This is a genomic window from Ignavibacteriota bacterium, from assembly GCA_016716225.1.
Lineage (GTDB): Bacteria > Bacteroidota > Ignavibacteria > Ignavibacteriales > Melioribacteraceae.
Genome location: JADJWT010000001.1, coordinates 4,194,686 through 4,213,077 on the forward strand (window position 1 = coordinate 4,194,686; position 18,392 = coordinate 4,213,077).

Below are 18,392 nucleotides of genomic sequence, written 5' to 3' on the forward strand. Positions count from 1 at the left end.
TTCCGTCTAAAATTTTAGAAATTCAGAGAGACTAAAATGGAAAAGAAATTATATCGATCAAGATCTAAAAAAGTAATTGCCGGAGTTGGCGGTGGTTTAGGAGATTATATCGGCGTTGATCCGGTAATAATTAGAATTCTTCTTATTCTATTTACAATTTTTAGCGGGTTTGGAATATTAGTTTATATCATTTTGTGGGTTGTAATTCAAGAAGAACCATATGAAAAAATTGTTAATGAAAATAAAAATGTTCAGAATAATGCAGAAAATATTTCATCTGATATTCCGCCAGTTTCAAATTTCACACAAGAAAATAAAGTAACTCCTGAAAATTCATCAAACAAAGGCAGAGTTATTTTTGGTGCAATTTTAATTGGTGTTGGATTAATGTTTTTATCAGAAAGATTTATTCCATCTTTTGATTTTGAAGTATTGTTCATGTCGGCAATAATTTTATTAGGACTTTTTTTAATATTTAACTCTACAAATAAAACAGAGAAAAAAATATGAAATCATCAAATTTATTTTGGGGATTCGCATTTATAACATTCGGCTCACTTTATTTACTAAACAGATATACATACATCGATATTGATTGGTATTATATTTGGGATTTGTGGCCAGTCGCAATTATTCTAATGGGAATTTCAATAATATTTAAAGGAACATTTATTAAGCCAGTAATTAGCGTAGTAATGGGAATAATTCTTGGGGTTTTTATATTTGGTTTAATAAATGACGCATTCGATTTTGATAATTACAGAGATTTCCAAAGAAAACACGTAAGAGAATATTCGGAAAATTTTTATAGAATTGATAACAACGATTCTATCAAACAAGTTAATTTAACAATTGCAGCCGGTGCCGGAAAATTTAATATTGAGAAAATTTCTGATGAATTGGTAAAAGGATTTTCATCGGGAAATATAGGAAAATATGAATTCACAAAAAGTCAAAATGATTCAACAATGCAAATTGATGTTCGGATGGAAGAAGTCGGTGCAAAAATTTTCGGGAAATATTCAAATGATTTTCAGCTAAGTTTAAACGAAAATCCCATTTATAATTTTGATTTACAAATAGGTGCAGCAAAATCATATTTTAATTTAATTCCATTCAAAGTAAAAAATATTTCGTTAAAAACCGGAGCAACAGAAACAAAAATTAAATTAGGAAATAGATTTCCCGAAACTGATTTAAATGTAGAAATGGGAGCCGCATCCTTAAAAATTTATATTCCGCAAACTTCCGGATGTAAAATAACTGGAGAAATGGCTTTAGTTTCTAAAAATTTAGATGGATTTATTATTAATGGTTCAGATTATGTAACTGATAATTTTCAAACTGCTTCGGAAAAAATTTACATAAACGTGAACGGAGGTTTAGCATCTTTGGAAGTAAGTAAATATTAGATTTTTTCTTAACCATTTTTTGATTTTGGTATTTTGACTTTTAACTTTTCATTTTTGATTTTTTTTGGTTTCCATAAATGCTTTTCCATATTAACATTTCCGGATTTGGTAAATTCAATTCCCTCAAATTGTAACAACTCTTCCATTAAATTCGGATCACCAAAATGTAATTTTCCGGTTAATTCACCATTTCTATTTACAACTCTATGACAAGGCAAACCGGAATCTTTAGCTCCATTTATTGCCCAGCCAACAGTTCTTGCAGATGATTTAATTCCACAAAATTCTGCAATTGCTCCGTAAGTTGTAACTTTTCCATAGGGAATTTTTGCAACAACTTTATAAACTTTATCAAAAAAATCTATTTTTCTTTTGCTACTTTTTTGTTTATCAAAATTTGTTTTTTTAGACATTTTCTTTGATTCAATTTTTACATCATTCTTTATCTTATTCTTATTCTTAATCTATCTTTTAATCAGTTTCATAACAATATAGATAATTTATAAGCAGAGTAAGTTTAAGAGTATTATTAAGATTAAGAAATTTTTATTAAATATTCTGGGAAAATTCTAATAAAAATGCTTTCATAAACATATTTATATCGCCATCCATAACAGCTTGTGTGTTTGAAGTTTCAACATTTGTGCGATGATCTTTAACCATATTATATGGATGAAAAACATAAGACCTTATTTGACTTCCCCACTCAATTTTCATTTTGGTTTTTTCAGTTTCTTCATTTACAGCTTCTTGCTTTGCCAACTCCAACTGATAAAGTTTTGATTTTAAAAGTTTAAGAGCATTAATTTTATTGCTTGATTGCGATCTTTCCGACTGACATGCAGCAACGGTATTTGTGGGAATGTGTGTAATTCTAACTGCAGTTTCAACTTTGTTTACGTTCTGTCCGCCTTTTCCGCCGGAACGATATGTATCAATTCTTAAATCAGCTGGATTTATTTCAATTTCGATTGAATCATCAACTTCCGGAATTACGAAAACAGAGGCAAAAGATGTATGTCTTCTTTTATTCGAATCGAACGGAGAAATTCTTACTAAACGATGAACACCATTTTCAGCCTTTGCATAGCCGTAAGCAAATTCCCCGGTAATTTCTAAAGTTGCACTTTTAATTCCGGCGCCTTCGCCCTCTAACATATCAATTAGTTTTGTTTGAAAATTATTCTGTTCTGCCCATCGTAAATACATTCTGAAAAGCATTTCTGCCCAATCTTGAGATTCGGTTCCGCCAGCTCCTGAGTGAATTGTCATAATGCAATTTTTATCATCATCTTTTCCGCTTAACATACTTTTAAATTCTAAGCTGGAAATTTTTTCATCTAATTCCGAAATTTCTTTCTGTATTTCATCAAATAAAGATTCATCACTTTCTAGCTCAGCAAGTTCAATAAATTCGAAAAGATTTTTTTGTTTCTCCTTTAGCTTATCAAATTGTTCAACCCATATTTCTATTTTCTTAATTTCTTGCAATACATTTTGCGCACTTTTCTGATCGTTCCAAAATCCATCTTTTTCAGTTTCTTTTTTTAATTCACTTATTTTATTTACTTTATTTGAAATGTCAAAGATAACCTCGTAATTTCTCTAATTTTTCATTCTGATCTTTTGCAAATTTCAATTGTTCTTCAAACATAATTTCCTCTTACGTTATTTTTATATTTTTAAAAATTTATTTCACAAATTTTACTTTTCGATTAAATGAATTAACACAATTCTTGATATTTAGTAATTTCGATTAGTAATCTAAATATTAAACTAAGCGATTGAACATAAAATTTTATCACAAATTTTTTCAAGACTTTTTTCCGAAGATACATCAAACCATGTTATTCTATCATCTTTTCTAAACCAAGTAAGCTGACGTTTAGCATATCTTCGTGTATTTCTTTTTATTAATTCTATTGCTCTTTCGAGTGAAATTTTATCTTCTAAATAATCAATAATTTCTTTATATCCAACTGTATTTAAGGAATTTAGACTTTTTCCATATCCCAAATTCAAAATTGATTTTACTTCATTTATCAGTCCGTTTTCTATCATTAAATCAACTCTTGCTTCAATATTTTTATATAAAATTTCTCTTTGCCAATTCAAACCTATTTGAATGAAATCCAAATTTAAATTTCTACTTTGAGAAATATGAAACTCCCAAATTGGTTTTCCAGTTAGATGAAAAACCTCGAGAGCGCGAATTATTCTTTTCCAATTTTGCGGAAGTAAATTTGAAGCAGTTTTTTCATCAATTTTATTCAACATTTCATAAAGATATTCATTCCCGAATTGTTTCCGTTTTTCTAATAATTCTGTTCTGTAATTTTCATCTATATCAACTTCATCAAAAATTCCATCAACAATTGCTTTAATGTATAATCCGCTTCCTCCAACAACAATTGGAATTTTATTTTGTTTGTGCAAATTATTAATTATTTCTAAACTGTCTTTTTCAAATTTGCTAACATTATATATTTCATCCGGATTTAACTTATTGATAAAATGATGTTTAACCAAATTTAATTCAGTCTCGGTTGGTTTTGCTGTTCCTATATTTAATAGTTTAAAAATTTGCCGACTGTCGGCAGAAATAATTTCGCTATTTAGTTTTTGTGCAAGTTTAATTCCCAAAGTGGTTTTTCCACTGCAAGTTGGACCAACAATAATTAAAACTTTTAGTTCCAACCTTCTCTTCCAATTAAAGGAACAAAAGCAAAATTAGGAATTTCATCTGTAATAAAATTTTCGTCAGAAATTTTTTTCAGAATTTTTAATGATTGAGATGATTTATCTCCAACCGGAATTACCAATCTTCCGCCAATTGCCAATTGTTTTTTAAGATTTTCTGGAATTGACGGACTTCCGGCAGTTACAATAATTCCGTTAAATGGAGAATGTTCATTCCATCCAATTGTTCCGTCGCCGCATTTGCAATAAACACGAATTGATTTTTCGTCAAACAAACTTTGTACTTTTTTATAGATTTGTTCATTTCTTTCAATACTAAAAACTTGCATTCCCATTTGTTTTAAAATTGCAGCTTGATAACCTGAACCGGTCCCAATTTCCAAAACTTTATCATTCGGTTTTAATTTCAAAGCTTCGGTCATTACCGCAACAGTATAAGGCTGCGAAATAGTTTGTCCGTATCCAATTGGTAAAGCAACATCTTTGTATGCATGCGAAATCATTATTTGCTGAACAAAATCATGTCTAGGAACTGATAAAATTGCGGAAAGCACATTTATATCTCTAATACCTTTTTGTTTTAAGTTTTCAACTAATTCCGTTCGTTCAATTTCAAACATAATTACCCAAATTTTGAGCACAAAATTACAAAAAAATAAGTTGTCATCATGTTTTTTCAAATTAAATCTTTACATTTCGTTACACAAAAAACTTACTTATAAAATTGGATTAAATTATGTTGGAAAATATTCTTGGTGCTCTTTTTATTATGGTTTTGCGAATGATGGATGTTTCATTTGGAACTTTTAGAACAATTACAGTTGTTCAAGGTAAAAAATATTTAGCTGGAGTAATAGGATTTTGCGAAGTTCTGATTTGGATTTTTGGAATGAGATATATTTTTCAGCATTTGGATAACACTTATAATATGCTTGGTTATGCATTAGGTTTTGCTTTAGGAAATGTAATAGGTATAACACTTGAAGAAAAAGTTGCAATGGGCTATGTTCAAGTAAATATTATTTCAATGCATTTTGCAGAAAATATTGCAAATGAATTAAGAAAAGCTAAATTTGGAGTTACAATTCTTCCAGCTGAAGGTGGTTCCGGTGGAATGTCTCTATTAATAATTTTAATCAGAAGACGTGATTTAACAAAAGCTAGAAAAATTGTTGAAGAAATTGATAAAAATTGTTTCATTTCTGTTCAGCCATCAAGACCATATAGAGGTTTTATACATGGTTCAAGAAAATGATTTTTTCTATTGATAAAGAAAATAAACAATATTATATTTTGCACTCAGTTTTTTGATATTTTTGCGGGAGTAGCTCAGTTGGTAGAGCGCAACCTTGCCAAGGTTGATGTCGCGAGTTCGAGTCTCGTCTCCCGCTCTAATCCACTTAGGTGGATTTTCTTTTTTGTACTGTTCTTTTTTCAAAAATATTTGAATGGCGGCGTGGCCAAGTGGCTAAGGCGAAGGTCTGCAAAACCTTTATTCATCGGTTCGAATCCGATCGCCGCCTCCAAATTCATCTAACTTATTGTTTTATAAAGACTTACAGCTATTACAAATCCTACGCGTGACAAAATCGTGCCATTTTATTATTTTACTATAAGGAATTATAGGGTAATTTATGTCGACTCCAAGAGTTGGTTTAAGAAAAATCTCAAGAAAAAATAGCAAAGTTTATCAGATTGATTACACTATCAACGGAGTAAGAAAAAGAGAAATCGTTGGTACAAATAAGAACCAAGCTATTTTATATCAAGCAAAAATTCAAAATGATATAATGAATGGTATTCTTAATATTAGGCAAAAAGAGAGAATTGGTTTTAACAAATTAGGAAGCGCATCCCCGTCAATGTATAATGTCATAGCATAAAAGTTAACAAAAATATTTTATTTGAAACAGAGTATTTAATTAAGTTTTGAAAGTTTGAAAACTTCACAACAAGTTGGTTCTTTTTCAGTAATCAGAATTGAAACTCGCAAAAATCTTTTCTGCTAATTATCTAAAAATTTAGAATGTAAAGGCAAAGACAATAGATGAAACTATTAACTCCCGCATTTGAACTTCAGTAACTGCTCATCGCATCGGCATTGATGTAGAGGAAGTTAATGGAAACCATGAAAGTATTATTGCCGTTATACTATCCGGGTTGCGAGTAATTAAAAAGAAGTCAGAATAAATAATATTGGAAGTAACATTAAGGAACTTTTCCAGGAATTATTCGGATTAGTAATAATTGAAGCAATTGCAACTAGAATTGAATTCCATATTAAAATTCCTATTAGTGCAAATGGGAAAAATATTAAAACCGATGAAATATGTAAATATTGTTTAATACTCGATACTGGAACTCCAGTAAACTGAAAAAGTATTCCGTCAATATTACCTAACAATGAATATGTAACCATTGATGATATTACGATTAGAGTAATTCTAAATATTTTTCAGTCTTTCCAAACTTGCGGACTTATTATCGATTCAATTTTATTTTAATTAGAAGTTGCAAACCTATTTAGAAAAACTGCTATGGCAATTAATACTAAACATCCAATTACGTTATACCAGAGATATGGAATTGAGGTGAAAAGGTAAATTAAGATTACGATTGTTTCAGCAATGATTGCAGAATAAAAAGTTGCAGTTCCGTTTACTTTTTTGAAATAAAATGCAATCAAAAATATGCCCAAAATCGTTCCATAAAATAATGATCCAAGAATATTCACAGCTTCAATTAACGAACCTAATTTGTTTGCGAACATTGCAAAACCGATTGCATAAAATCCCCAAAAAACTGTTGCTATTTTTGATACAAAAACATAATGTCTATCTGATCCATCCGATTTAATTAATCTTTTGTAAATATCAATTACGGATGTTGAGGCCAAAGCATTTAACTCTGCAGAAGTTGATGACATTGAAGCTGAAAATATAGAAGCCAAAATTAATCCAATTAATCCCGCTGGTAAATAATTTATAACAAAACTAAGGAAAATATAGTTTATATCATTTGTATCCGCACTTGAATCAACTTTTTTGATTAAGCTTGTAACTTCTGATTTAAGTTTTTTTTCTTGAGCTGCAGAATTATTTATTTTTTCAGAAATTTCATTAACATTTTCATTTTCTGAATTTTCTGCATCTAACATTTCCCTTAATTGATTTCTTTTTTCTTTATGAATTTCATCAAACTGATTTTTAATATTTGAATATTCAGCTGAGTAATTACTGTTTTTTACTTTTTCCAATTCAATAGAATTAAAGAAAAGAGGTGGAGTAATAAATTGATAAAATACAAATACCATCGTTCCTAGAAAAAGTATACTGAACTGCATTGGAATTTTAATAATTCCGTTTGCTAAAAGTCCAATTCTACTTTGTGCAACAGATTTGCCGGAAAGATATCTTTGAACTTGAGATTGATCAGTTCCAAAATATGATAATGCTAAAAATGTTCCGCCGATTAATCCCGTCCAAATATTGTATCTGTCATTCAAATCAAAATCGAAAGTAATTGCATTTAGTTTGCCCATTTTCCCGGCAATTTGTGTAGCATCTAAAAATGAAATATCGTTTGGTAAATAATGCAAAATCATAAAGAATGCAGAGAACATTCCGAATGTAATTATTATCATTTGTAATAAGTGAGTTTTGTTAACAGCATCAGTACCGCCGGAAGTGGTGTATAAAATTACAATTCCGCCAATTGCAAAAATTGTAAGCTGAATATCCCAACCAAGTAAAATAGAAATAATTAATGCTGGAGCTAAAATTGTAAATCCGGCTGCCAAGCCTCTTTGAATTAAAAAAAGCACACTTCCTAAAATTCTATTTTTTAAATCAAATCTTTGCTCTAAATATTCATAAGCTGTATAAACATTTAATCTGTGAAAAATTGGAACAACAGTTATTGAAAGAATAATCATAGCAATTGGTAGACCAAGATAGAATTGTACAAAACGCATCCCGTCAACATATGCTTGTCCAGGAGTTGAAAGAAATGTAATTGCACTTGCTTGAGTTGCCATTATTGAAAGCGTTACGGTGTACCAAGGAGTTGATCTATTTGCAAGCAGATATTCTTGAATATTTTTTTTGCCTCTGGTTTTCCAAATTCCGTAAACCAAAACAAACAACAAAAAACCTATAAGAACAATCCAATCAAGAATACTCATTCATCGGCCAATTATTTAGAAAAAATTTCAGTTAAAATATTTTGTAAATAAAAAAAATAGAATGATAAGTGAAATTAAATTTATTAAAACAATTATATAAAGTTTTTTCCATGAAGAAAATATTGGAGGTTTTTCTTCATCTAAATTTTCAATAGAATTTATATTTTGTTCTTCATTCATTTGACTTTCCAGCAGAAATTAAGTTAACAAAAAGTCGGAATGCGCCGGGAACTCCAGCTGGTAATTGTCTGAAAAATGAAATTCCCGTATAAATAAAATTACCTTTTCCATATTTTGTGTAAAGAAGACTTCCCTTTAAATCACTTTCACCATTATCGTGTGAGGTAAAAATAGGGGTGTAATTTTTATCCCAATTATCTGCAAAATATAAACCTCTTTCCTGCACCCAATTATCAAAATCTTCATTTGTTATTTTGTTGGGGAAATTTAAAAGTTTATTTTCCGGATCTAAAAATTTCATTTCTGTATTTTCATCTGTAACTCTTTCACGAGTTATTGAAAAAGGATACGGACCAATATTTTCAGTCTGTAAGCCAGAAGAAACATTATACTGGACTAATAAAGTTCCGCCATTTTTTACATACTCCAATAATTTCGGCTGATCAAATTTTAATCTATCTCTAGTGTTATAAGCTCTTACTCCGGTAATAATTGCATCAAAATTATTTAGGTTTTCGTTGTCAAGATTTTCATCACTCAGCATTACAACTTTATAACCCAAATTTTCAAGTGCCTCGGGAACATCATCTCCAGCTCCCATAATATATCCAATTGTTCCGTCAAATTTTTTAATATCCAGTTTTACTAATTTAATTTTACTATCCGGAAAGTAAGTGTTGTAACCGATATGATCATAATAAATTTCAACCATATCTTTGTTGTAATTTTTTCCATCAATTAAAATATTGGCAGAAAGATTTGCTACATTTTTAAATTTTGGCGGAGTAATTGAAAAAGTATAAGTTTGTTCGGAATTTTTTTTATCAAACGAAAATGGAATTTCATTCGGTGAAATTTGCCAATCGGAATTTCCGTTAAGTTTTAACATTCCCGAAACTTTATTTGTATTACTTTTTAATCGCACCTTAATTTCCTTCGGCTCATCTTCAGAAAAAATTTCTAATTTATTTTGAATTGATGTTACAACGGGTGGACGAATTTCGAATGGTCTATATTCTTCACCTTTTACTCTATCGGTCCATTTGTACTCCAAAGGTGTTTGAAATTTTAAAATATCATTTCCAACTTTTAAAGTTGCCCACACTTTTATTGCCGCTGGATTTTCCGGTAATCCAATTAATTTCTGATTATCAACATTAAATATTTTTCCGTTGTTATTTTCTTTTAACCAATAAGGCTGAGAGATTGGAAAATCTTTTGGAAGAATAAAGTTAGTTTTTATTTCAAAGGGATTATTATTTTCTAATTTAAGATTTATTGTTGAATCTGCAAGTTTATCTGAAAGTGATATATTTTCTATAGTAAAATTTATGTTCGATCTGTTTATTAATGTTGTAGTAAAATTTATTTTATCTCCAGGAGAGGCTGAATAATCATCGGAGATTGCTTCAAGCCAAAATCCTGCACAAGATTGAATTATTGATAGTAATACTTTCTTTTTCTGCTCAACCCAATAATTATTTTTTATAGAGTTTAATTCATTATTTAATTCAATTAAATCTTTTACTGATTGTGACGGTTTTTCTGGATTAAAGGAAGAAATAATTTTATTAATTTGCTGCTGAATTTTCTGACTATTTTCAATTCTATTCCAGGTTAAATCAATATTATCAAACAAATCAGAATTTGGTTTTTCCCCAGCTTTAAATTCAAAATATTCAAAAATATTTCCTCGTCTTTCTGAAGCTCCAAAACCCTGACTCTTATGCATTGATCTGCTTTCACCTGCAATTTCAGTATATGATTTTCCTAAGATTGAATTATAATCTCCAACATTAATTTTTGTCAATCCTTTTTGTGCTTCTTCTGATGGTCGCCACTTATTCCAAAATAATCTTTTAGCTTGCCAAGTTTCAACATATTTTAACTGATTTTCAAATTTTGTAGGATCAGCAGCAGCTTTAAATGCTTCTTCGGTTAAAATTGCTGAAGCTGTGTGGTGACCATGTCCTCCACTACCATCAGTTGGGAAGCGAGTAATAATAATATCCGGCTTAAAATTTCGAATTACCCAAACAACATCAGATAAAATATTTTCTTTCCCCCAAAACTTAAAAGTTTCTTCCGGAGATTTAGAATAACCAAAATCTATAGCTCTGGTAAAAAATTGTTCAGCTCCATCAATGCTTCTTGCAGCAAGCAATTCCTTTGTTCGTATAATTCCAATTTCATCACCTTTTTCAGAACCAATTAAATTTTGACCGCCATCTCCGCGAGTTAAAGCTAAGTAACCAGTTCTTAATTTTTTCCCCTTTGAAAAGTATGCCAACACTGAAGTATTTTCATCATCTGGGTGAGCTGCAATATACAACACGCTTCCAGCCACATTTAGTTTTTCAATTGATTCAATAATTTCCGCACTGTTCATTGGTCGCTGAATTTGTGCATTTAGATTTAATTTAATAATTGATGAAAATATTGCAAATGAGATTAAGATTTTTCGAAGATTCATATCCATCCAAAAATTGTGTTTATCAGATCAATATCGGCAACTGAATATTTTCCAATTCAGCTGCCTAATACTAAGTTAAAGAAATAATATAAATTTTATTCTACTATTGAAACCTGAAATGGAATAATAAGTTTTTCCCAATGCAAAAATACAGTTGCAGTAGTTCCATTCAAATTATCAAAACCATAAGTTAACCATTCTTCAAAGGGAGCTTCTTTTGGAGCTACAGTTATTCTTAATGCATCTTCGGCTTCATTATATTTATAACTTCCCCAAAGTGAATTATTTTTGCTAAAAATTACAATCCATTCTTTTTCTCCCGGAATCATGTGAATCCCATATTTCCCGACAAGAAGTTTTTTCCCATTAACTAAAATATCTTTGCTGGTTTCAAAAGTTGTATTTTCATTAGCTCCTGCTCTCCATGGGAAAGGCTTATCATCTGAATATTTGTTTCCTGGTGTTAAACCATATGGAACTAAATCTCCCCAAATTTTTCTTCCTTTTACACCTGGTCTACTATAATTGATATCAATTTTTGTATCTAACCCAATTGCCTGCGAAACACTTGCATTTAAGCTTTGTCTAATTTTATCATTCTGAGCATTTGAATTTGAAGCAAAGAATATTAGAATTGAAGCAATTATTAAAAACTTACTGAATTTATCGTTCATAAAGTCCTCCTTATTTTATTTGATAATTTATTATTTTGATATTGTGTCTTATTTAATTTAATATTTACAGACTTAAAAACAAATGGAAATCGAAATTTATATTAGAGACTTCTGAAATATTAAAATTGTTATTTTCATGAAAACGAGAATCTATTGAAATTATTATAGATTCCTGTTTTCATTACAATGACATATGATTATAAATCAATTTTTCGGAAGTTTATATTAATGGTATTTTATAACTTAAAATTTAATGATTATAAACATATAATAAATGAAAAACTCTCTAAAATATTTTTTAGCAATTATATTACCAAACTTCAGTTCAATTTACTGCCAATATGATTCACTTTTTTTGATGGAATGTGGAGATATTATTTAGTTCACTTACTGCAAAATTTTAATGAACCAGAAAACATAAAATATCCTTTAATTTTAGTTTTGCATGTGGATTTGTAAATACATACAATATTGAGGAGCAATCAAAGTTTAATGATAATTGTGATAGAACAAAAGTTCCTTTTATTATTGTTTAGGGGTATGGAACCTAAATCCTTGATAATTATTTTGAACTATTATTTTATTTATTTGAATTATAATTTTTTTGATTCAATTATAAGAGCCGTTATATAATTAGTACTTTTGTCCGTTATCTTTTTATGACTTATAAAGTTTAGGAATATACAATGAAAATCAACTTGAAGACTCATCTGGTATTAATTTTCTTATTTTCAACTTATTCTCTTTATTGCATGGAATTATCTCCACTTGATAGCAGCAAACAAATGCTTAATTTCAACAATGATTGGAAATTTAGTTTAGGAGATTTTCCAGCAGCAGTATATCTTGAGTTTGATGATTCAGGATGGCGGAACCTTGATCTCCCACACGATTGGAGTATCGAAGGTAAAATAGATCGCAATAATTCTACGGGTTCTGGCGGAGGTTATTTCCCAGCTGGAATAGGATGGTATAGGAAAAAGATTAACATACCATCAACATGGCAAGGTAAACGCTTATCAATTTACTTTGAAGGTGTTTACATGAATTCCGAAGTGTTTATTAACGGTAAATCTCTCGGTATTCATCCATATGGTTATACTTCTTTCTATTATGATTTGACACCACACCTAATTTACAATAAAGAGAATATTGTTTCGGTCCGTGTTAATAATTCAAAACAAATGAACAGCAGATGGTATAGTGGTTCCGGTATTTACAGACATGTTTGGCTTAAAGTAACTGAGCAAGTTCATATTGAAAATTGGGGTGTTGTAATAACTACTCCCAAAATTGATTCCGAAAAAGCAATTGTTCACGTTAAAACATTAGTAAAAAACGAAACTTCTATGCCGCAACGCATTACACTTTCCACAAAAATTTTGGATGAAAAATCTAATACTACAGGAACTGAAGATGTTGAAATAGAAATTCCGGCAAATGTGGAAAAAGAAATTGCTCAAGATTTAATTGTGTATAATCCAATGTTATGGTCGCCGGAAAACCCTAATTTATATCAAGCACAGATTAAAATGATGCAAGACAATGAAACGATTGATATAAGTTTTAACACTTTTGGAATACGTTCCATAAAATTTAGTTCTGAAAATGGATTTCAATTGAACGGAAAAACAATAAAGATAAACGGTGGTTGTGTGCATCACGATAATGGTTGTTTGGGGGCAGCAGCATTCGATAGGGCGGAATACAGAAAAGTTGAACTTCTGAAATCAGTAGGTTTTAATGCTGTTCGTACTTCTCACAATCCTCCTTCTACTGCATTTCTAGACGCATGCGACAGATTAGGGTTAATGGTGATTGATGAAGCTTTTGATGGTTGGAGAGAAAAGAAAACAACTTATGATTATTCAATCTATTTCGATGAATGGTGTACGCGTGATATTGAATCAATGGTAATGCGAGACCGGAACCACCCTTCAATAATTATGTGGAGTATTGGAAATGAAGTTATAGAAAGGACGAAACCAGAAGCTGTTGAGACTGCAATAAAGCTTTCCAATGCAATTCGTAGAATTGATCCGACACATCCGATAACTTCAGGGATGACTACATGGGACCAAGGCTGGGAAATATTCGATCCGTTAATGTCAGTTCACGATGTGTGTGGATATAATTATCAATTGAAACGGGCTCCATCTGATCATGAACGAATCCCTTCAAGGATTATTATGCAAACAGAATCTTTTCCAAGAGATGCTTTTTATTGCTGGAATATGGTTCAAAACAATAACTATATAATTGGCGATTTTGTTTGGACTGCAATCGATTACTTGGGAGAGTCAGGAATAGGACGATATTACTATCCTGGAGAAACAACTGGTGAACATTGGGAAAATGATTTTTTCCCCTGGCATGGTTCTTATTGTGGTGATATTGACTTAACCGGATGGAGAAAACCAATTTCACATTATAGAAACTTATTGTGGAATAATACTGAAAAACTTTACATGGCTGTAAAAGAACCAAACCCAGATAATGGCGAAATCAAAGAAACACAATGGTCTATTTGGCCCACATGGGAAAGTTGGAATTGGCCTGGATATGAAGGGAAAGAAATTGATGTCGTAGTTTATTCAAAATACCCTAAGGTTAGGCTCTTCCTGAATAATAAATTGATTGGTGAAAAACTTACAACTAGAGAACAAGAGTTTAAAACAATTTTTACTGTACCATATTCTCCGGGATTGTTAAAGGCAGTTGGTATTTTAGATAACAAAGAAATAGAATCAACTGTTTTGAAAACTGCCGGTAAGTCAAGTAAAATAAAAATAAAAGCTGATCGCACAACCTTAACCGCAAATGGACAAGACTTATCATTTATTACTATTGAAATAACCGACGAAGAAGGAAATATTATACCAAACGCAGAAAATCTCTTGCAATTTACTCTTAGCGGTTCCGGAATGATTTTAGGGGTTGACAATGGTAATTTAAAAGATATTGATTCTTATGTTAGTTCTCAGCGTAAAGCTTGGCATGGACGTGCGTTAGTTGTAATTAAAAGTTCTCGTATCCCAGGGGATATTTTATTAAAAGTTAATACTCCAGGATTAGCTTATGCTGAAATAAAAATTTATGCAATGGCTGAGTAAAGTTAAATAAATAGTCACAGGTTAGCATTCGATAGAAAAGTGAATTAGCAAAGTAATTTGTAAACTTACTTTGCAATTTTAATTAAAATTAAAATTATTAAATGAACATCCAAAATACTATTAACTTTTAAGGAAAAATTTGTCAACTTTTAATGATACAAATTTTTCATAATTTTATCTTACTTTCAGCATAGACCTAATTTTTTTGAACATGAATACTTCCACCGGAGCTTCTTAGATATAAATCCGGACCACCATTATTTATTTTACCATTTAATTTAGAACGATCCATTGTTCCTTTAATTGTAATTGGGAAATCCGTACTAACTGATCCTCCACTTGTTTTTGCATCAAGGTTAACACCAATGTTTTCCGCTAATTTTACAGTAATTCCACCACCGGAAGTTGAAAGTGAACAATTCTTTTTTGGCTGTTCAAGAATTGAAGCAAAAACCGAACCTCCTGAAGTTGAAGCATTGATTGTACCGTAAACCTCATTTACTGTTATTCCCCCGCCGGATGTTTCAGCTTCAACCGATCCTTTACATTTTTCAATTTTAATGCCGCCTCCTGATGTATGAACATTTAAATTTCCATCACATTCACCAACAGTAATTCCTCCGCCTGAAGTATTTCCATCAATATCTCCAGTAATATTTCCAAAAGTTAAACCGCCTCCGGATGTTTCAGCTTTTACATATCCATTCAAATCTCCAACAGTAATTCCACCGCCACTTGTTGTTAAATCTGTATTATAATTTGTCGGTACGGTTATTTCAAATTTTACATCAAGTTTGTTCCACTTATTTCCGCTAAAAATATTATTCAGCCAATTTTTACTGCCTTTGTATTTAGCAATAATTTTAAGATCAGAACCGTTTTGATCATATTGAATTTCAAAATTGTTAAATAATTTTTTGGCAAATTCATCATCATCTGTTTTTGCTTTGAAAAATACAACTACATCAATAGTTTCACTTTCATGGGATTTTACAGTTATTGATCCTTTGTCGGTTTCAACATAAAGTTTCCCACCGGATTTTACATTAAAATTTTTTTTCTCAGTTTTAGCGATTGATGCAAATAATGTTAAGTTTGTTATCAAAAGTATAGCTAAAAAAAAGTAACTTTTTCTAGTATTCATTTCAACTCCCTCTTAAATTTATCATAGAATAAATATATTTGATTACTTATTTAGACTTAAAAAAATTGAAAAGGTTGCAGACCGAATTACTTAATTCTTGTTAATATTTTTATCTCAACCCGGAGCTAAGCTTTTTAATATTAACTTTATCTTTTGGTCAAAATCATATTTTTTATGAAATTTTCAATTGTTCTTATAATTATCGATCCAAAAATAAAATAATAATTGGACATGTTTTATTTTGGAAAAATTACTGATTGATTCGATGAGCCTATTATGAGGCCCAAGCTGGGCAAATATGGGACCCAAAGTTGTCGCCTATTTTGAATTAGATTTGCTAGGTTTGAGCCAATCCGCGGATTGATTAAAATTGTTCCATATGTAAGAGGGGTGTTAATAAAATCTGGAAACGGCTGAAATATTATTCGAATTTGTTAATTCGGGGAGAGCCAGATTTATAAGTTTTCAAGATGAAACTTTATAATGACAAAAAGCTAACAAATTACTTAAATAATTATTTGTACTTTTCTATTCAAGATAAAATAAATTATCTTTTAAAAACAGCAATTCTTGAAAGTTACTATTACATTAAGTTGCCTGTTTAATTATTATTTTATAATTTTAATTATTAAAATTTAAGGCGTGGCAGAATCGTGCCAGTTTTGTCGAAAAAGGTAGGGATTTATAGGGATAATTAGACTTTTAAAAATAACTGTAACTTACTATAATACATATAGTTATGGCATTTTTGATAAAAATTTAAAAGAGAGCGAGTCGAATCCGATCGCCGCCTCAAGAAAGTGTGATTATTGTTTATAATTACGCTTTTTTTGTTTTAAAGGATTATAGTAAAAAATGACGATAGTACTATTTACTTATCTTAGTGAAGAATTTTATTCTACTTAAAAATATATGGTTAGCTTTTATACTAACCACATATTTTTCAATTTATTGTTGATTTATTCAATATTAATTGTAACTACAGATTTTGCAGGTAAATTTACAATTAATTTATTATCGGCTAACTTAAAATTAGAAAATGATTTTATATTAACTTTTTCTGCTTGGCCAAAATCATTATAGTCATTCATATTTTCTGAATTTATAATTTCACCTTTTGCTTTTTTAGAATTTAAAATTCCTCGCAAATCTATTTCAACATCTAAATCTTTATGCGGATTAACATTTGCTAAAGAAATATTTATAACACCTTTTGCTGATTTTGACGCAGAAGCTGTAACAGCTGGAACTTTATCTCCATTAAATTCATAATCTTCACATGAAATATTTATTGGCAATAAAGTCGCATCTTGATGAACTTTATACATTTTGAATAAATAAAAAGTTGGTGTTTTAACTAATTGATTTTCTTTAGTTAATAACATCGCTTGCAAAACATTTACAGTTTGTGCAATGTTTGCCATTTTAACTCGTTCTGCATTATTATTAAAAATATTAAGATAAACTGCACCCATAACTGCATCACGCAAAGTATTTTGTTGATATAAGAAACCGGGATTTGTTCCGGGTTCAACTTCATACCAACTTCCCCATTCATCTGCAATCAATCCAATTTTATTTTGCGGATCATATTCATTCATTAAACTGATATGTTTTTTTAGTCTTTCATCAACCACAAAAGTATTTTTCATCATTCCGAACCAACCATCTTCCTTAAATTGTGTAGCAGAACTTTTAGGATTCCATCCCGGATATACTGTGTAATAGTGAAATGAATATCCTTGTATTAAATGTCCAAACTTTTGTGTTTTTTTCATTACGGTTTCTGTCCAATCATAATCGGCATCAGTACCACCGCTAGCAACTTTATATAAATTTCTTCCGTGCATAAATGTTGAAAATCTTTTAAATTCATCCGAGTAATACGACGGTTCCATATTTCCGCCGCATCCCCAACTTTCATTTCCAACTGCCCAATATTTTACATTCCAGGGTTTTTCTCTTCCGTTTTGTTTTCTTAATCTTGTCATAGGACTTTCATTACTTGAGTTTACATACTCAACCCATTCCGATGCTTCTTCAACTGTTCCGCTTCCAACATTGACACACAAATATGGTTCTGCACCCAGCACTTCACAGAGATCTAGAAATTCATGAGTCCCAAAGCTATTATCTTCAGTAACTCCGCCCCAATTTGTATTCACAATTGAGGGACGATTTTCACGCGGACCAATTCCATCCATCCAATGATAAGTATCTGCAAAACATCCTCCGGGCCAGCGAATTACCGGCGGATTAATTTCTTTTAATGCATCAATAACATCTTTGCGAAGCCCGCGAATATTGGGGATTGATGATTTTTCTCCAACCCAAAATCCTTCATAAATACAATTACCTAAATGTTCAGCAAAATGTCCGTAAATATTTTTATCAATTTTTACTTTTCCTAAATCACCGTTTACAATTATTTTATTACCATCTCCGGCAAATATTGAAAAGATTGTACCAAAGTAAATCACAAATAAGTATTTAAGTCTTAGCATAATTTTACT

Annotated in this window: 16 protein-coding genes and 2 tRNA genes; 7 read left to right on the forward strand and 11 right to left on the reverse strand. The window is 30.3% G+C overall.

Features of this window, described 5'->3' with window-relative positions; all coding sequences use genetic code 11:
* Nucleotides 1-36: 36 nt before the first annotated feature.
* A complete protein-coding gene (locus IPM32_18005; protein MBK8947141.1) occupies nucleotides 37-510 on the forward strand; it encodes a PspC domain-containing protein in 474 nt (157 codons plus the stop codon).
* Nucleotides 507-1,412 (forward strand): hypothetical protein, encoded by a 906-nt coding sequence (locus IPM32_18010; GenBank protein MBK8947142.1) that lies wholly within the window; start codon nucleotides 507-509, stop codon nucleotides 1,410-1,412. The genes IPM32_18005 and IPM32_18010 overlap by 4 nt, the downstream gene beginning before the upstream one ends.
* A gap of 8 nt (nucleotides 1,413-1,420) precedes the next feature.
* Here IPM32_18010 and IPM32_18015 read toward each other — a convergent pair whose 3' ends face one another.
* From IPM32_18015 to IPM32_18030, 4 genes are all read right to left on the reverse strand, one after another.
* Nucleotides 1,421-1,825: an MGMT family protein gene (locus IPM32_18015; protein ID MBK8947143.1), complete on the reverse strand. Its 405-nt coding sequence runs from the start codon at nucleotides 1,823-1,825 to the stop codon at nucleotides 1,421-1,423.
* 136 nt (nucleotides 1,826-1,961) lie between these two features.
* A protein-coding gene (gene prfB, locus IPM32_18020) for a peptide chain release factor 2 (protein MBK8947144.1) occupies nucleotides 1,962-3,066 on the reverse strand; the annotation gives its coding sequence in 2 pieces (ribosomal slippage) (nucleotides 1,962-2,996 and nucleotides 2,998-3,066; 1,104 coding nt in all).
* Nucleotides 3,067-3,188: 122 nt separating this feature from the next.
* Nucleotides 3,189-4,109 (reverse strand): tRNA (adenosine(37)-N6)-dimethylallyltransferase MiaA, encoded by a 921-nt coding sequence (gene miaA, locus IPM32_18025; GenBank protein MBK8947145.1) that lies wholly within the window; start codon nucleotides 4,107-4,109, stop codon nucleotides 3,189-3,191.
* Nucleotides 4,100-4,732 (reverse strand): protein-L-isoaspartate(D-aspartate) O-methyltransferase, encoded by a 633-nt coding sequence (locus IPM32_18030; protein ID MBK8947146.1) that lies wholly within the window; start codon nucleotides 4,730-4,732, stop codon nucleotides 4,100-4,102. Before IPM32_18030 ends, miaA begins: the two co-directional genes overlap by 10 nt.
* Nucleotides 4,733-4,848: 116 nt before the next feature.
* Here IPM32_18030 and IPM32_18035 point away from each other — a divergent pair, with 116 nt between their 5' ends.
* The 4 genes from IPM32_18035 to IPM32_18050 all read left to right on the forward strand — a co-directional run bounded on the left by IPM32_18035 (nucleotide 4,849) and on the right by IPM32_18050 (nucleotide 5,995).
* Nucleotides 4,849-5,367, forward strand: coding sequence for a DUF2179 domain-containing protein (locus IPM32_18035; GenBank protein ID MBK8947147.1), 519 nt, complete (start codon nucleotides 4,849-4,851; stop codon nucleotides 5,365-5,367).
* Nucleotides 5,368-5,430: 63 nt separating this feature from the next.
* Nucleotides 5,431-5,503: transfer RNA gene (locus IPM32_18040), tRNA-Gly, on the forward strand.
* A 59-nt stretch (nucleotides 5,504-5,562) separates the two neighbouring features.
* Nucleotides 5,563-5,638: transfer RNA gene (locus IPM32_18045), tRNA-Cys, on the forward strand.
* A gap of 108 nt (nucleotides 5,639-5,746) precedes the next feature.
* Entirely contained in the window at nucleotides 5,747-5,995 is a 249-nt protein-coding gene (locus IPM32_18050) for a hypothetical protein (GenBank protein MBK8947148.1), read from the forward strand.
* A 287-nt stretch (nucleotides 5,996-6,282) separates the two neighbouring features.
* Here the strand turns inward: IPM32_18050 and IPM32_18055 are convergent, their stop codons facing one another.
* The 5 genes from IPM32_18055 to IPM32_18075 all read right to left on the reverse strand — a co-directional run bounded on the left by IPM32_18055 (nucleotide 6,283) and on the right by IPM32_18075 (nucleotide 11,622).
* Nucleotides 6,283-6,531, reverse strand: a complete 249-nt coding sequence (locus tag IPM32_18055; GenBank protein ID MBK8947149.1) for a hypothetical protein — start codon at nucleotides 6,529-6,531, stop codon at nucleotides 6,283-6,285.
* Between the two features lie 81 nt (nucleotides 6,532-6,612).
* A complete protein-coding gene (locus IPM32_18060; GenBank protein MBK8947150.1) occupies nucleotides 6,613-8,295 on the reverse strand; it encodes a sodium:solute symporter in 1,683 nt (560 codons plus the stop codon).
* A 27-nt stretch (nucleotides 8,296-8,322) separates the two neighbouring features.
* Nucleotides 8,323-8,475: a hypothetical protein gene (locus IPM32_18065; protein MBK8947151.1), complete on the reverse strand. Its 153-nt coding sequence runs from the start codon at nucleotides 8,473-8,475 to the stop codon at nucleotides 8,323-8,325.
* Nucleotides 8,468-10,954: a PIG-L family deacetylase gene (locus IPM32_18070; protein ID MBK8947152.1), complete on the reverse strand. Its 2,487-nt coding sequence runs from the start codon at nucleotides 10,952-10,954 to the stop codon at nucleotides 8,468-8,470. The genes IPM32_18065 and IPM32_18070 overlap by 8 nt, the downstream gene beginning before the upstream one ends.
* 89 nt (nucleotides 10,955-11,043) lie before the next feature.
* Nucleotides 11,044-11,622 (reverse strand): DUF2911 domain-containing protein, encoded by a 579-nt coding sequence (locus tag IPM32_18075; GenBank protein ID MBK8947153.1) that lies wholly within the window; start codon nucleotides 11,620-11,622, stop codon nucleotides 11,044-11,046.
* A gap of 686 nt (nucleotides 11,623-12,308) precedes the next feature.
* On the opposite strand from IPM32_18075, the gene IPM32_18080 reads away from it, so the two are divergent.
* A complete protein-coding gene (locus IPM32_18080; protein ID MBK8947154.1) occupies nucleotides 12,309-14,735 on the forward strand; it encodes a DUF4982 domain-containing protein in 2,427 nt (808 codons plus the stop codon).
* 196 nt (nucleotides 14,736-14,931) lie between these two features.
* Here IPM32_18080 and IPM32_18085 read toward each other — a convergent pair whose 3' ends face one another.
* On the reverse strand, nucleotides 14,932-15,879 hold the full coding sequence (locus IPM32_18085) for a hypothetical protein (protein ID MBK8947155.1): 948 nt from the start codon (nucleotides 15,877-15,879) through the stop codon (nucleotides 14,932-14,934).
* Nucleotides 15,880-16,838: 959 nt separating this feature from the next.
* Nucleotides 16,839-18,383: an alpha-N-arabinofuranosidase gene (locus IPM32_18090; protein MBK8947156.1), complete on the reverse strand. Its 1,545-nt coding sequence runs from the start codon at nucleotides 18,381-18,383 to the stop codon at nucleotides 16,839-16,841.
* Between the last annotated feature and the right edge of the window lie 9 nt (nucleotides 18,384-18,392).

Excerpts from the sequence above, each read along its gene's own strand:
- IPM32_18005 (MBK8947141.1), top strand. The coding sequence starts at position 37 with ATGGAAAAGAAATTATATCGATCAAGATCTAAAAAAGTAATTGCCGGA.
- IPM32_18010 (MBK8947142.1), top strand. The coding sequence starts at position 507 with ATGAAATCATCAAATTTATTTTGGGGATTCGCATTTATAACATTCGGC.
- IPM32_18015 (MBK8947143.1), bottom strand. The coding sequence starts at position 1,825 with ATGTCTAAAAAAACAAATTTTGATAAACAAAAAAGTAGCAAAAGAAAA.
- IPM32_18030 (MBK8947146.1), bottom strand. The coding sequence starts at position 4,732 with ATGTTTGAAATTGAACGAACGGAATTAGTTGAAAACTTAAAACAAAAA.
- IPM32_18035 (MBK8947147.1), top strand. The coding sequence starts at position 4,849 with ATGTTGGAAAATATTCTTGGTGCTCTTTTTATTATGGTTTTGCGAATG.
- IPM32_18050 (MBK8947148.1), top strand. The coding sequence starts at position 5,747 with ATGTCGACTCCAAGAGTTGGTTTAAGAAAAATCTCAAGAAAAAATAGC.
- IPM32_18055 (MBK8947149.1), bottom strand. The coding sequence starts at position 6,531 with ATGGTTACATATTCATTGTTAGGTAATATTGACGGAATACTTTTTCAG.
- IPM32_18060 (MBK8947150.1), bottom strand. The coding sequence starts at position 8,295 with ATGAGTATTCTTGATTGGATTGTTCTTATAGGTTTTTTGTTGTTTGTT.
- IPM32_18065 (MBK8947151.1), bottom strand. The coding sequence starts at position 8,475 with ATGAATGAAGAACAAAATATAAATTCTATTGAAAATTTAGATGAAGAA.
- IPM32_18070 (MBK8947152.1), bottom strand. The coding sequence starts at position 10,954 with ATGGATATGAATCTTCGAAAAATCTTAATCTCATTTGCAATATTTTCA.
- IPM32_18075 (MBK8947153.1), bottom strand. The coding sequence starts at position 11,622 with ATGAACGATAAATTCAGTAAGTTTTTAATAATTGCTTCAATTCTAATA.
- IPM32_18080 (MBK8947154.1), top strand. The coding sequence starts at position 12,309 with ATGAAAATCAACTTGAAGACTCATCTGGTATTAATTTTCTTATTTTCA.
- IPM32_18085 (MBK8947155.1), bottom strand. The coding sequence starts at position 15,879 with ATGAATACTAGAAAAAGTTACTTTTTTTTAGCTATACTTTTGATAACA.
- IPM32_18090 (MBK8947156.1), bottom strand. The coding sequence starts at position 18,383 with ATGCTAAGACTTAAATACTTATTTGTGATTTACTTTGGTACAATCTTT.